General features: G+C 51.1%; 15 protein-coding genes. 5 read left to right on the forward strand and 10 right to left on the reverse strand.

The features are described from left to right. Positions 1–44: 44 nt before the first annotated feature. Complete coding sequence (locus AC5JO6_RS17140) at positions 45–563, reverse strand: GbsR/MarR family transcriptional regulator (protein WP_496082280.1); 519 nt, start codon at positions 561–563, stop codon at positions 45–47. Positions 564–1,072: 509 nt separating this feature from the next. Here AC5JO6_RS17140 and patR point away from each other — a divergent pair. Continuing rightward, positions 1,073–2,188: a heterocyst master regulator PatR gene (patR, locus tag AC5JO6_RS17145; protein WP_496082281.1), complete on the forward strand. Its 1,116-nt coding sequence runs from the start codon at positions 1,073–1,075 to the stop codon at positions 2,186–2,188. Between the two features lie 105 nt (positions 2,189–2,293). Here the strand turns inward: patR and AC5JO6_RS17150 are convergent, their stop codons facing one another. The 6 genes from AC5JO6_RS17150 to AC5JO6_RS17175 all read right to left on the reverse strand — a co-directional run bounded on the left by AC5JO6_RS17150 (position 2,294) and on the right by AC5JO6_RS17175 (position 7,133). Next, positions 2,294–3,475, reverse strand: coding sequence for a homocysteine biosynthesis protein (locus AC5JO6_RS17150; protein WP_496082282.1), 1,182 nt, complete (start codon positions 3,473–3,475; stop codon positions 2,294–2,296). Positions 3,476–3,516: 41 nt separating this feature from the next. Beyond that, the gene (locus AC5JO6_RS17155; RefSeq protein ID WP_496082441.1) at positions 3,517–4,815 is read right to left on the reverse strand and encodes an FAD-dependent hydroxylase; all 1,299 of its coding nucleotides are present in this window, start codon (positions 4,813–4,815) and stop codon (positions 3,517–3,519) included. Positions 4,816–4,920: 105 nt separating this feature from the next. Further along, positions 4,921–5,271, reverse strand: coding sequence for a hypothetical protein (locus AC5JO6_RS17160; RefSeq protein ID WP_496082283.1), 351 nt, complete (start codon positions 5,269–5,271; stop codon positions 4,921–4,923). Positions 5,272–5,276: 5 nt separating this feature from the next. Then, positions 5,277–5,441: a hypothetical protein gene (locus tag AC5JO6_RS17165; RefSeq protein WP_496082284.1), complete on the reverse strand. Its 165-nt coding sequence runs from the start codon at positions 5,439–5,441 to the stop codon at positions 5,277–5,279. A gap of 98 nt (positions 5,442–5,539) precedes the next feature. After that, positions 5,540–5,671, reverse strand: coding sequence for a hypothetical protein (locus AC5JO6_RS17170; RefSeq protein ID WP_496082285.1), 132 nt, complete (start codon positions 5,669–5,671; stop codon positions 5,540–5,542). A gap of 298 nt (positions 5,672–5,969) precedes the next feature. Then, positions 5,970–7,133 carry a pyridoxal phosphate-dependent aminotransferase gene (locus AC5JO6_RS17175; RefSeq protein WP_496082286.1) on the reverse strand — a complete coding sequence of 388 codons (1,164 nt, stop codon included), beginning with the start codon at positions 7,131–7,133 and terminating at the stop codon, positions 5,970–5,972. Between the two features lie 247 nt (positions 7,134–7,380). Between AC5JO6_RS17175 and AC5JO6_RS17180 the strand changes: the two genes are divergently transcribed. The 3 genes from AC5JO6_RS17180 (at position 7,381) to AC5JO6_RS17190 (ending at position 10,604) form a co-directional block, all read left to right on the forward strand. Then, positions 7,381–8,088 carry a TVP38/TMEM64 family protein gene (locus AC5JO6_RS17180; protein ID WP_496082287.1) on the forward strand — a complete coding sequence of 236 codons (708 nt, stop codon included), beginning with the start codon at positions 7,381–7,383 and terminating at the stop codon, positions 8,086–8,088. 811 nt (positions 8,089–8,899) lie between these two features. After that, positions 8,900–9,304 (forward strand): AbrB family transcriptional regulator, encoded by a 405-nt coding sequence (locus AC5JO6_RS17185; RefSeq protein ID WP_496082288.1) that lies wholly within the window; start codon positions 8,900–8,902, stop codon positions 9,302–9,304. Between the two features lie 463 nt (positions 9,305–9,767). Beyond that, on the forward strand, positions 9,768–10,604 hold the full coding sequence (locus AC5JO6_RS17190; protein ID WP_496082289.1) for a CPBP family intramembrane glutamic endopeptidase: 837 nt from the start codon (positions 9,768–9,770) through the stop codon (positions 10,602–10,604). A 16-nt stretch (positions 10,605–10,620) separates the two neighbouring features. Here AC5JO6_RS17190 and AC5JO6_RS17195 read toward each other — a convergent pair whose 3' ends face one another. Continuing rightward, the gene (locus AC5JO6_RS17195; protein WP_496082290.1) at positions 10,621–11,343 is read right to left on the reverse strand and encodes a Mo-dependent nitrogenase C-terminal domain-containing protein; all 723 of its coding nucleotides are present in this window, start codon (positions 11,341–11,343) and stop codon (positions 10,621–10,623) included. Positions 11,344–11,676: 333 nt separating this feature from the next. Here AC5JO6_RS17195 and tatA point away from each other — a divergent pair, with 333 nt between their 5' ends. Then, the gene (gene tatA / locus AC5JO6_RS17200; protein ID WP_496082291.1) at positions 11,677–11,856 is read left to right on the forward strand and encodes a twin-arginine translocase TatA/TatE family subunit; all 180 of its coding nucleotides are present in this window, start codon (positions 11,677–11,679) and stop codon (positions 11,854–11,856) included. A 96-nt stretch (positions 11,857–11,952) separates the two neighbouring features. Here tatA and dapB read toward each other — a convergent pair whose 3' ends face one another. Then, on the reverse strand, positions 11,953–12,780 hold the full coding sequence (gene dapB, locus AC5JO6_RS17205; protein ID WP_496082292.1) for a 4-hydroxy-tetrahydrodipicolinate reductase: 828 nt from the start codon (positions 12,778–12,780) through the stop codon (positions 11,953–11,955). A gap of 201 nt (positions 12,781–12,981) precedes the next feature. Further along, entirely contained in the window at positions 12,982–13,734 is a 753-nt protein-coding gene (gene cobS / locus AC5JO6_RS17210) for an adenosylcobinamide-GDP ribazoletransferase (protein WP_496082293.1), read from the reverse strand. Positions 13,735–14,278 lie beyond the last annotated feature (544 nt).

Below are 14,278 nucleotides of genomic sequence, written 5' to 3' on the forward strand. Positions count from 1 at the left end.
ACGTAGCCGATCGAGCTTGAGGACTGAGAGCAGCGCATGAGTGTCTAGATGATTAACTGAGTCGCCGCTGGCTCATTGACTGCTGTTGCTTGCAACCCTTGAGAGTGCTGCTCCCAGCGTGACATCATTAACGGCAGTTCCTGTTCCAGGAAAGCATGAACACCATGCATCTCTTCTAACCGTTGACGCAGATGTGGAGTCTCGCTGTCAATCAGCTTCAAGCCCTGTTCAGCAATTTCACGAAATGTCTTAATCTGCGTAATGCGTTGCTTGGTTAGCTCTGCCCAAGCATTGGGTTTAATGCGAAAGTAATCTCGTCGCTGACCAGGAAGGCTGGTGCGTTCAATCAATCCTAGCTGCGCTAACAGGCGTGTCATCGTGCTAATCGATCCTTTACTTGCTTGCAGTACGGCTGCCAGTTCACTGGGTGATTGGTGCGGCGGGTTAGAAATCAGCAGCCAGCCTAAGATCCGCCCTGCCATGCGTGGCAACCCAACCATCTCAAACGAGAGTCCGACTGTTTCAACAAATTGCTGGTGTTCGAGCTGCGGAACCTGCTTCATCAGAATGGGTCAGTGTCTAGCGGGGATGTTACACTCACACTTCGAGAGTAACACAATTAGTTCAGTAATTACTGAACTTTAAGAAAAGCTTGAAACTTCATAAAGCATTCTGTTCGCATCGTTACATATTGCAAGGACTGAGGACACACGCTCCTCTTGCTGGTGCTTTCATCGTTGCCTGAGCGTGTTCAGCCGATCGTGTTTGGGTATGATAGGGCTATTGATCTTGCTGTCCGCCGATCGCCCATGTTAAGACTGAGTTCTGAACGTTGGAGGCTTTCGCACTGGAGGCTTTCAACATAAGCCTGCTATAAACAACAGCGTTCATTCATATTCTTTTTTTGTAAACATTGCGCAAACCTTGCGGATTAGTCCACAGCTTCGATGCATTCAGTACAATATGCTGACCGATGCCATCGTGCGCTCAGACCAAGTTAACGCCTATGAGTCCTTCGCCTGACCGCTTCTCCCCATCCTCCAAGCCCCCCTTGCCCGACGATAATTCCCCTATGACAGAACAGCCCTCTGCTGCTTCTGATGCGACTCCAACGGATGCATCCCCTGCTCAAGAAGCAGCCCTTGATCGACCTTCTGATAGCACCACTGAAGGTATCGCTTCAGTCGAAGCAGCACCCTTAGTGCCGAAGCGTCCGCTGATGCGTCCCATTAGTCGTCCTCAGCCACCCACGCCACCACCTGTTGTGCCCGAACCTGTAGAAGTGGTGTCTAAGCCGCCGAAGCCCGAAGTGGTGCCACCTCAAGCTGCAGAGAGCAATCTTCCCACGGAGACCGCTGACGCTGCTTCTGGTCAGGCGCTCATTCGGCAGCAGCCCATTCCACCACCGAGTGAGCCAAAACAATACCGCGCGATCGGGCTTGTGCGGGGTCGGTATACGCCCTCTGAAGAGCAATTTACGCGTGGTGCCATGATCACCAACGAGGGTACGGAAGTCGAAGCGGTGCTGCTTGGGCGAGTGATGAGCCTGGTACGGAACCATCTGGATCTGACGCAAGAGCATCTGTGGGTTGTGTATCCTCGCACTCGTGAGATGAGACAGGATTTGCATGTGCAAATTGTCGGTGTCTGGGAGCCAGAAAAGCTGAGCAAAAATGCTGAAGATATGATGCAGTCGGACGCTGAGGCAGATGCATCTTCAGCGGTGGACGCTCCTATTGACGCGTCACCCACTCATCCCGCTGAGGATTCAGGCTTTGATGAAAACTACTTCTCGATTCGAGGCGAAGTAGTCTTTTACTCGGCTGAAGAGGGGCAGATTGTCGTCAAAATTCAGCAAGCTCCCCGTAAAACGGCTGACCGCGATAAAGCGTTCAAGCTTCGGTTGGACGGCACTCTGAATAGCCCCAAGGCATTGGGATACTTTTGGGATCTCCAGGTTGAGCGCCGTAGCGCCGCTCTAGTCGTCACCAGTGGTACTGCGATCGGGCTAGTACCGCCCAAGAAAAAGACAGCAAGTGCTGGCTTGAAGCGTGGCGGTGGCGATCGTCGTCCTCCCCAGCGTAAAGCCCGTCCTGTGGGTGCTAGAAGCGCTGCGCCAACGAGCACACCCCGCCGTGAACCATTGCCCAAACCCGTCAAGCGGACTGAGCAAGCAAGCGATAGTTAACGCATTCGTTGAAGTTTAGACCCAAGGCATGACCATCAGACAGCAGGTTGACAGGTCATGCCTCCATTTGTGCGACAGAACTGTTCAAATCCCGACATCTAAACCTCAGTTAATCGAAATTTGCGATCCCCAAGCATCTTGAGGGCGAAACACTTGATCAGCAGGAATGGGTGCGACAAACTCGGTTAAGGTAAACGTGCCTGCTTCAATCCACTGCTTCAGCTCGATCGCCACTTGACGCGAAAGAAAGAGGCTGGCAAGTGGAGCAACCCTGACGCTTTTGCCGTCGATCGCAATCCGTCCTGACTTTAGTTGGGCGTAGCTGACCAGCCCAAAGGTTGGACGCACCCGACGAGGAATAGAGAAGTCAACGACTGGCGCGACCAAGTCTTGATCCTGAACCGTACACCGTGCGATCGCCTCTTCATGCAAAACTGGGAAGGGCACACCGACTCCCAGCATCAGCGACGGACCATAGCTTTTGAAGTAGCAGCCGCGTACCCACCGAGCATCCATCTGCTTTGCATCACCGATCAGCGCCAGAGTTGCCGCAGGACCGATCGGTGTGCGGTTGGGCAATCGTCTTTGCAATGGGAAATGCTGGGTGCCCTCCCACGCGACATACCCGATGCCGCCACCTAGAAAAATGCGGGTGCCAATCCCCACGAGCTGTAGGTCTGGATCGTTCAATAAAGGAGCGATCGCACCAGGGTTAGAGTAAACGGCGTTGCCTAAGCGGGGCTGGAGTGGACCAAGATAAGTAAAGAGGGGGCGATCGCCCCCATTCACTCCAACAATAAAGTTCTGATAAAGATTACGTGGGTTGAACAAGTAAAACTGGTTGATGGTATCGCGCGTAATGGTGGTTTCAAACGAGCTGCGCGGGTAGCAATCGGTGACTTGCCCCAGCGCCCGTAGTTGAACAGATTTTCCCGCAACTAAGTCCTCAATGACATACCCACCGCCCTTCTCGCGCATTTCTTCGCCATCGGCAGCTTCTCCAGTTTGCGTCGCACCCAAGTAAAGATCAACCGCGCCAAACCCGGCATAGGCAGGCACACCATCGAGCCAGCATTGACGAATATTGATTGGCGGATCGGTGTGACCCAGATTGATGATTGCTCCAGACGATTCCATCGGTTCAAACGTACCAGTGGTAATCACGTCCACCGTTTTTGCCGCTTGCGTCACGCCAATCTCAGCCACCCGTGCTTTCAGCTCTTCCACCGTCCACACAACGGCACGTTGCTGGCTAATTTTGTCATTAATCTCGGCGATCGTTCGCATAGGGTCAACGTTGTCTTTTGCTACACCCTACACCCTACACCTCAAACTCTGTTCCTTGCGATGTTGGCTACGACTGGAGCACGACCGACCAGTCCTGTCATCAGCTGTAGGGCAAGGCGCTTGGCTGGCTGGACAGTGCGTAAAATCCATAGACCCATGCGACGCACGACAACTAGCGGCAGAACATTGTTCGAGAAGACGCGGTTGAGGGTATCAGTAAAGCCTAAAATCATGAGGTTCTCCAGCTTGCGCCAGCGTTCGTATGACTTCAGCACACGCCGATCGCCAATGTCTTTGCCTTGCTGGTGAGCCGTCTGGAGGATCTGTGCCAGCGCTGCTGCATCACGGATACCGAGGTTGACACCCTGCCCACCAACTGGATGACAGCAGTGTGCTGCGTCACCAATCAGCGCTAACCGAGGGAGCACATAGCGATCGCTCTGCATCAGCTGAACTGGAAACACGTAGCGTTCTCCAACCAGCGACAAGACACCCATTTGATCGCCGTAGCGCTGTTTTAGTGCTGTGAGAAACGCCTCATCATCCAGAGCCATAATTGCCTCTGCTTCTGCTTTAGGAGCCGTCCAAACAATGCGACAGAGATTGTTTGGCAAGGGCAGAATGGCAAAGGGACCATCAGGATGGAAGCGCTCGTAGGCAATGTTAGCGTGGGGCTTTTCTGGTTGGATGAAGGCGACCACGCAGGCTTGCCAGTACTGCCAACCGCGAGTGCGGATGCCTGCTTGCTGTCGGAGGGACGATCGCGAACCATCTGCCGCTACCAGTAAGCGTGTCCGAAGCGTCTTTGTCGCTCCAGCTTGCAGCACTTCTAGCGTCACACCCTCTGCGTCTGCGATCGTCTTCACCAAAGCCGCTGGACACAGGTACGTAACATTCGCACACTCGCTCTGAGCGTTTCGTAACGCCTCCAGCAACACGCGATGCTCTGCTACATAACCCAAGACTTCAGTGCCTAAGTCCTGTGGCACTAACTGCACTATTGGCGTATGGTCTGCATCCGAAAGCTGGATTTGCGCGATCGGACTCACTCCAGAACGCATGTGTTGCCAGACATCTAGCCCATCAAAAATACGGCTAGACAGCAAGTTGATGTGATAAGCCTGCCCTCTAGCCACTGCCTCAGACTGAGGTTTTGCCTCAAGCAGCGCCACCTGTAAACCAGAGTCTTTCAGCGCGCAAGCCAGGGTTGCACCCACTAGCCCGCCACCGACAATCACGACATCGTAGTCAATGTGTTTAACCGTTGGTTCCCACCGTTCTGCTGCGGGTGCTTGAGAGGCGCTCAATGGCACGGTCTTGTCTAGCTGCTCCAGCGTCATCTTAGGAAGGCTTTGTAAAGCGAGGTTAAGGGCTTCGTTACACTCCTTCATTGTGGCGTGAATTATAACAGTGAGCAAGCTAACACCCAATGTCTAAAGCGACTCTCACTTCTGACCGCTAGTCGCGGGCTGCTTTTCTAATCTGGAGACGCGATTTTCTAAAGCCGTGAGCCGATCCTTGGCTTCGATCGCCAGCACTGCCAGTCGATCAATGATCTGAGGATCAGATGGATCAGTCGGGCTGCGCGGGGCTTTGCTGGACAGACCGGGGCGAACAGTAGAAGGACTCTGCCGACTGAGTTGAGTGACCTGAGCGCGAAGTTGGTTGACTTGCGATCGCAGCTGAAAAATGTCAGCCTGTAAATTTGCTGCCGACTGAGCAGACGTAAGTCCCTGCAACAGCAGAACTGTCAAGATGGCGGTGGCAAGAATTAATCCCAAACGGCGTAACATCATCAATCTCAGGTCGTTTCGTGACCAAACAAACTACGAATGAATGTCCAAAACGTCCAAACAAACACAGAAATGAGGGTAAACAGCATCAGTATTGCCAGCGCTGAGAAGGGAGACACGATCGCCAGCAATAGCAATACAAGCAATAGCAGTGTCCAAAGTGGGCTTTTCATCTTGCCTTGTTCAGTTAATCGTTCCACGTCATCTTAACGAGCAATGCTGTACCAACCCTCTAGCGCTAGCAGGATAACCGAACTGTGCGCTGAACTGCTTACTTAGCGGTGCTTGCATCAGTAACGGTCAAATCGTTGACTAGCGTAGGGTAGGGCAGTGTTGCCGCAACCAAGCCAACGACTGCAAAGCAAATTAGTGTGGGTAGAAGCCTGGGTTTAGATAGTTTCATAATAGCGATGGGAAAAAACGAGCAAAACGTCACGGTCTGTAATGATCGACAGTCAGCTTCAAACTGTTCATAGACACACAACTACATACGCTTCAATTTGAGCTTCAGATCTTAAATTCCAGATCTCAGAAGCAAGACCGCAGATACATTCCAGACAAGGAGCTTCAAACTATGAACATCATTTAGAGTGTCTGCCTGTTCCGCAGATAAAACCAGACTCCTTGTGACGGTTTGTTAAACGATCGTAACATTCTTTTACAGACACCTTCATCAGTGGAGCGACCACAAGGACAACAGGCTACAAAACTGCCTTCAGCCCTTGTACCAATCGCTCAATGCCTGCGATCGCCGTTTCTGGCTGAAGGGAACCGTAGGCAACGCGCAGATGGCAGCCGTCTTTCAGCCCAAACGTTGTACCCGGAATTGCTGCCACTTTATGTTCTCGAATCAGCCGTTCTACCAGTTCTAGAGCGCTGAGTTTCGTCTGAACGTTGAGCAACACGTATAAGGCACCATTGCTCGGTGGAACCGTGCAGCGATCGCGGACAGCCAGCAATTGATGGAGCAGTTGTTGACGCACTGCCGCGATCGCGCCCAATTTTTCTTTGCAATAACCCACGCCAGCTTGCAATGCCCCGATCGCGGCATACTGAGAAATCACAGCCGGACAAATCACGTTCGTATCCTGAATTTTCATCACCGCTGCCAGAAGGTGCGCTGGTATGACCATGTAACCAATGCGCCAACTGGCAAAGCCATACGCCTTTGAGAGTGAATAGAGCGAAATGGTGTGTCCGCTGCTGTCGGCGATCGACCCTGGTGAGAAGTGCTGGGCACCGTCGTAAGTAAAGTACTCGTATGCCTCATCAGTGATGTGATAGATGCCACGATCGCGGCAAAGATTGTTCACTTGCCTCAAAGCCGCTTCTGAGTAAACAACGCCAGTGGGATTATTGGGGGAAATGGTGACAATCGCCCGTGTACAGTCAGTGATTGACTGCGCGATCGCCTCCGGGCGTAACTGATACTGCTCATCGGTTGCCACCAGCACGGGACGACAGCCTGCGATCGTGACTGCCATCTCGTGATTGAAGTAGTAAGGCGTTTGCAGGATGATTTCATCGCCAGGACTGGTAAGCGCCAGCACTGCATTCAGAAAGCCCATGTTGCTACCAGCAGTGACGACAATTTGACGCTGTGCGTCGATCGTCGTCCCATTTTCGGCTTTTAGCTTGACAGCAATTTGCTCAACCAGTGGTGCAATGCCCTCGACTGCCTGATACTTATGATGGTCTGGATCTGCTAGAAACGCCGTAATTTGAGCGATCGCTTCGGGTGGCGGTGGATAATACACGACACCTTGCCCCAATGAAATGGTTCCTGGATGCTGCTGAATCAGGGCAGCGACCGTTGGTATGATAGGCGACTGCACGCTGGACATGCGGGATGGTTGATTGGTCACTCAGGTTTGCTGTTGCTTTTTTGGGTTACCTTCTTAGCTTAAAGTGAACGTCACAGACCTTTGTTTCAGTCTTGAACAGAACTTACGCACTTGAAGCTCGAAACCTCGATCCCCCCTTTCCCCCTTAAAAAGAGGGGAATTCTGAAAGCCCCCTTTTTAAGGGGGTGAGGGGGATCTCTTCTGTGTAAGTCTTGTTAAGCTGTGCTGCCAGGTTAACGCTAGTTAGATTACCCGTTGGTAGAAGCCAATGCCGATTCGATCGTACAAAGCTGCTTTATGGATTGCCCTTGCCGTCTTTGTGCTGGCAGTGATTTGCCTGTACACGCCAGTCAACTTGCTGTTTAACCAGGCGTTTCTGGTGATGGAACTCAATGGACTGGGCAACTACGCCGCATTGATGTTTGTGCTGTGCTTTGCGATCGCCACCACCTTTGGCTTTCCTGGAAATGTAGCGACGATCGCGGGTGGTGCAGTTTTTGGCTTGTACTGGGGCACGCTGTGGTCGCTGATTGGTGCCACGTTGGGAGCGATCGGTGCTTTTTTGTTGACGCGGTATCTCGTTTACGATTGGGCAACACGGCGCTTTGGACAGCAGGCACTGTTTCAGCGCATCAATCAGGCGATCGTGCACAAGCCCATGAATTTTATGCTGGCGGTGCGCTTTACGCCCTTGTCTCCCTTCAGTCTGGTCAATTTTCTGTTTGGTCTCACGCCTGTCGATTTCAAGACGTATACGATCGGTACATTTGTGGGCATCATGCCGCTGACGATCGCCTATACATGGCTGGGTGTGACGGGCAAACAGGCGCTCAGCGGCGGTGATCACTTACCGTTCTTCTTGGCGTTGGGAGCATTGACCGTGCTCTCGCTGTTGCCGCTACTGGTGCGACAAAAACCTGTGGTGGTGCAAGCCACGAGTCCTACCCACAGAGTGCGTCGGCGCTTATTTAAGTAGCGTAGAACGTTAAACGTTAGGGAGTCAGGAATGACGAATTTGGTTGACTGTCACATCTTTCAGCCGTTACCTGCCCCACCCTGTGCTGGAAGTGCGGGCTAACAGAACGAAGTCCTCTCAAGAGGACTGCAAAGGTTTTTTAACCCGTTTCAACGGGTTTCCTGCCGTTAGCCCGGGTTTTAATCATGGGCGGATGGCAGCTAAGCAAGCAGCCTTTCAGGACTTTTGTCAGTCAATCAGGGAAAAGACTGTCGTGGGAAAGATTCTATAACGTTATTACATCTGTGGAACTTAAAATCGTGTTTCTCAGCCGCTGGATTTTCTTAAAAAAAGAGATAACGAATCTAGCCAAAAATCCGCTAAGTCATCACAGTCTGTCGAAGCATTTCACTTGCAGTCTTCACCGAGTGTTTGCCTTTGATTTAACGATTCGGTATTTAATCAGTCTGTAAACCTCACCGAAGGCAATCTGACAACTGAGAGGCAGTCGGAAGACAGAAGACAGAATCTCAGATGGTTTTCAGACTGCGTTAGCACCTTCGTAGACCACGGTATGTCTGCTGTGCCAATGGGCGCGATCGCTAAATGTTGGTGTATAAGAATCAGGACTGTTTGATCAATTGGGCTATTACCGAAATTCAGTTCAGACCAATCTGCTTACACGAAAACCGGAAGAATAAAGCAAAAGATTAATAGTAAAAACCGCAAAAAAAATATTGTTAGGTTTGAGGGATTTAAGGCTATATTTTCTATAGCGCCAGATTACTGGTTTGACCCTACTTCATCACCCTGGAGTTCTCAGGATAGAGAGATGACTGATACTGCAACGACTCCACTGACTGGAAAAGCATTACTTCAAAAAGTAAAAGAACTTTCGCACTTGCCGCGCCGAGAAACAGCAAAGCGCTGCGGGTACTACACAGTAACGAAAAACAACCAGACCCGCGTTAATTTGACCGATTTTTATGACGCTGTACTGGGTGCTAGAGGCATTCCCTTAAGCCCTGAAGGAACGAAGGATGGTCGTGGTCGAGAGCCAACCTATCGAGTGAGCGTTCACAAAAATGGTCAAATTGTCATTGGTGCCGCCTACACGCAAGCGATGGGCTTAAAGCCTGGGGATGAGTTTGAGATTAAGCTTGGCTACAAGCACATTCATCTCATTCAGTTGGATGCTGGCAAGGGCGAGAGCAACGGTTCTCATGCCGAAGCTTAGTTAAACCTGGAAGCTTTCTAGTTGCTCGATAAACGGAATTATTGGATTCGCTCTGAAAAATTAGTGCGTTGACATTTTTTGGCATAAGCCCAAGTACCCTACTAGCCAATGCATTGGCAGGTGTTAGGCAGCTATGTCTTCCCCTGACGAGCAATCAGGAATTTTTGGGTTGTATGTGTAGTAAATTTTTGTCTCTTAGGGCATTGTTTTTGTACATTCTCTGGATCAACAGAGCGAGAAACTCCATCGATCCAGAGAATTGTTATGATTTATAGTGCTTACAGCGCTGGTTGCCTGTTAGGAACTCATAATTGGACGGTTTTGCTGTCTAAACTATGCGTTTTAGCGAGCTGTTTGAGTCAGTCTGCTCACACTTGATCTCGATCTTTTCAAGGGTTTAGATTCAAGGATTTAGAACATCTGGCTGCGATAGCCTTGCGGTTGTGCCTGCTTGCAGATTCTTATGATCTCAGAACGCCTGCATGTTTTCATGGAATTCATCGCCAGCAGTTCATCGGTGGTGAAGGTCATCGTCTTCTTTCTAGCGTGGCTAATGGTCTGGCTACCAGTGGCGCTCCCCTTAGCGATCGCCCTCCAATGGCACCCATCAAAACCGCTGGCGATCGGTCAGAAAATCCCGCTCGTTTTATCACTTTATGCATTAGCACCACTGGTTTTGTGGGGTTTTGCTCAAATTGAAGGAAAGGCATTTGCGACGTATGGCTTAACGCTGAGTCGCTCAACGTTCATCTCGCTTTTGTCAGGGCTTGCATTGGGCGTTTTAGGCATTGGGCTACTCTTTACCCTCGAACGTTGGGCAGGCTGGATTGAGTTAAATCAGGCTAACCAGCGTCAGTTTTTTGCGGCTCTACTGCCAACCTTAGCGATCGGGCTAGTCGTTAGCCTGGTTGAGGAGCTAGTCTTTCGCGGTTTTTTGCTCAATCAATTACAGCATGACTATGCCACCTGGATTGCGGCGGCTGGCTCAAGTCTTATTTTTGCTTTGCTGCATCTAGTCTGGGAAGGCACTGAGATTTCGCCCCAACTACCTGGGCTTTGGCTCATGGGGATCGTCCTGGTCATCGCACGTCGGGCAGATGGCGGCAGCCTCGGACTTGCGTGTGGTCTTCACGCTGGTTGGGTATGGGGCATCGCCAGCCTGGATACCGCTCAACTGATTCATTACACCGATCGTGGCTCTGAATGGATGACCGGACTAAAAAAGCAGCCGCTTGCGGGTGGCATGGGGCTGCTTCTGATGGGAGCAACAGGGGTTGTGCTCTGGATAGCAGGCAATTAATAAGTGCCCGTCGCCTTTAGCAATACGATGAGATGTCTGCGCCGCAATCGTCTGCCAAGTACGACAAGGCTCGAAAGCGCAAGCCGACGAGTTGATCGTAGAGGGGGTTGAGCTTGCACAGCGGTGGAATGTGCGCGATCGTGCGACCAAAGAGATTGATGTCGCGCTCAAATGGGCACTGAGATGGGATCATCTTACAAAGAAAATGTGCAATCTTAGGGTCTTGCACGTCCATTTTATCCAGCCAATCCCGCACTGGTTGCAGCACTGTGGGCTGGGGTTGCAGATTAACGTAAGAGTGCATCGGTCGTTCAACGCTAGACACAAGCATCGGCTGAACAGGTTGCTCAGACTCAGGCTTGGTCTCTGGCTCATAAAGCCTGGTGCGTAAGACTTCCAATACTTCTGTCTTAAGTCCGAGCGATTGGCAGTAGCAAAAGAGTATCTCGTCTTCAGAGGACGAGTAAACGCCGTCAGCAATGGCTACCATCACAGCCATCCTCATGAAATTTTCGGCTAGAGCAGAATTGTGTTCAAATGCCGCTGCAAGTTCAGCGGGTGAAACAGGCTCTAATGCCGTTGAGGTTTCGGTGGCAGTTAGTTCCTGATTGATGAGTGAAGTAATCAGATGTTGCTCCTCTGGATCGAAATGACCATCAGCCCAAGCGATTGTTAAAAGCCCGCGTAGCCAGACAGATAGCTGCTGGCTGGTATAGGAAGATTGAAGCGTACTAGTCATGCTCGTTATCATCATTGCGACTAGATTCCGCATTGATTCTAGCTCGTTCTTTACTGAGAGTGGGTGTAGTCTAGATAACCAAACGCCTGAAATGCCTTCTCTAAGCCTTGAGCGAATGTGTCTTCTGCTAGCAGACCACTTGCCACGATCGCATCCCGCAAGCAGCAAAGCCGATTTTATGATAGTTAGCCTATACGTTAGAACCGTTCTTTACCCGTCTATAGTGATGAGGGGACAGAAAAAGTGATGAGGGGACAGAAAAAAGTTAACGTTTGCAATCCAACGTCCCCTCTCTGACCTCATCGCCCAATGTTTAGCTCATAGGAGACAGGTATGTTTGGTCTTGGCTGGCCCGAAGTTGTCATCATTCTCATTGCGGCAGTCCTCATCTTTGGTCCTAAAAAGATTCCAGAACTGGGCAGTACGCTAGGCAAAACGCTGCGAGGCTTCAAAGAAGGAGTAACTCAAGCAGAGGCAGAACAAGACGAGCCAGATGAAGATTACCGCAGCTAAAGTACCGTGGCTAAAGTAATGTTGCTGAATGCTGATACGTCGAGCGATCGCGTCTTTTGGTGACGCAACAGATGCTGATGCAACAGATCCCTTACCTTAGAGCAGTTTTTCTAAGCCATAGACCAATGTTTTGAGTGGAATGACTTTACGGATAGCTAATAGAACTCCCGGCATGTAGCAAGCGCGATCGCTCGTGTCGTGGCGTAAGGTATAAACTTGCCCAGGTGCACCAAAAATAACTTCTTGATGAGCGATTAAGCCAGGGAGGCGGATGCTGTGAATCCGAATATCTGCATCCGACAGGCTGCCGCGTGCGCCCGGAAGCTTCTCGGTTTCTTGAACGCTTGGATGATTAAACGTTTTACCCAATTCCGCCAGCATTTGAGCCGTTTGCAATGCGGTACCACTGGGAGCATCTGCCTTCTGGTTATGATGCAACTCAATGATTTCGACGTGATCAAAGTGCTGAGATGCTTGTATGGCTGCCTGCTGTAACAGCACCATGCCGATCGAAAAGTTTGGAATGATTAAACATCCCGTGCTAGCTTTATCCGCAAACTCTGCTAAGTCTTGTAACTGCTCAGGACTCAAACCTGTAGTTCCTACCACAGGGCGAATGCCATAGGCGATCGCCGATCGGATATTGCTGTACACCGAATCGGGATGGGTAAAATCCACCATGACACCCAACTGCTTTTCCTGGGCAAGCATTGCCAGCATTGGCTCAAACTGGTCTGTCACAGGTACCTCAAGCGCCCCACAGCCAGCCAATTCCCCAATATCCTGCCCTTGAAACTCAGGGCTACGATCGACCGCTCCGATCAAGGTCAGGTCGGTTGTTTGGGCGATCGCTTTAACCACTTCGCGACCCATCTTGCCTGCCGCACCATTCACTAACACCGGGATGGGAAGCTGACTGGTCATAGTTTCATTCGCAACCAATTAACCTAAGTATTCTAAACCGAGATGCTGCAAGCAAGAGGAAAGACATATGAGGGCGATCAAACATAAGACGGTTGTAAGTTTAGATCTAAACGATCGACTATTACTTCCGCCTCCTACCTTCTGCCCTCTGCCCTCTGCCCTCTGCCCTCTGCCCTCTGCCCTCTGCCCTCTGCCTTCTCCTCAAACAATCGTCATCCAACACAACAACAGCGCTTCCGTCCACTCGACTACCGCACCATAGGTATCACCTGTATGTCCGCCAAGCTGATAGTTGAACCAGGCTCCAGTAAAAAACGCGATCGCGCCTCCGCCCACAATTGTTAAACCCGCTGTGAGCAAAGGTGTTGGACTAAACCATCCTTGCAGACCGCTGAATGCCAGCAACAGTACTAAGGTTGGCGCAGCATCCCACAAGGATCGTAGTGCTGCTTTATGGAAGGCTCCCTTCCCTTCAGCTTTGAGATAGGGGTAACGGACGATCGCCACCACTTGTCCCCATCGTCCCCAACCAGCCACTAGCATCAGCACGAGCCAGCGATCGGAGGCTACATCAGTCAGGGCTGCGACTTTGAGCAGAAGGATGATGACGACTGCCATCGCGCCAAACGCCCCCGTGCGGCTGTCTGCCATCACCTGGAGTCGGCGCTGTGGGTCTAAAACTGCCAGCCCATCAGCGGCATCCATCGCGCCATCAAGGTGCAGACCTCCTGTAAGCGCCACCCAAACAGCAATGACGATAGCGCTGCGAGTGAGTACGGGCATTGACAGCGCCGCTAGACCGAGGTCAAGCAGTCCGAGCAAGCCGCCGATCGCCAAGCCCACAAGCGGTGCCCACCGTGCAATACCGCTAAAGGTGAGTAGCCAGCGCTGAGGAACGGGAAGACACGTGTAGAAGGCGATCGCACCAAGAAACGTTGAAAGTTGCTTTACCATCGCTCTCAGTTTGGTTGAAATCCGTTGACACCACCGAACGCGCTTGAATGCTGTCTGCGGGTCGCTGGGTCAGTACGTGTGTTATGAAATCTTGATGTTTCCGTGGTCTGGCTGACGCGATCGACTGTGGTTTGTAGACATAATTGAAAGACCTGTCTCGCTTTAGTGTCGCTCAATGAGGGAGCATTCCTCGTCAATTCAGTACATTTCATCAGGAGCGAGCCGAAAAACTTAGGATAGAATTGTTCCATACACTACTAAACCATCGTCCCTCGACACTCACTGCCCCCACGGAATCTACATTTGAGCTAAGCCCCGGCTTTAAAATCACGTCTACAGAAGCCTGTTAACGCAGCCCTATACAGTCCTCGGTTATTCATCCTTTCCTGAGCTGAACAGCATTGCTGGCTAGATCTGGTTTTTGCCGTCTAATCTAGCCATCAACACTGTAGTTTTTCAAGATCTAACTTTTTCAAGCTTCGTTCTGTTGTTACACATTCGCTATCTGAGCCATCGGCTCACCTAGACCAGAGGCGTTCTCTTT

Source organism: Tildeniella sp. (genome assembly GCF_059505325.1).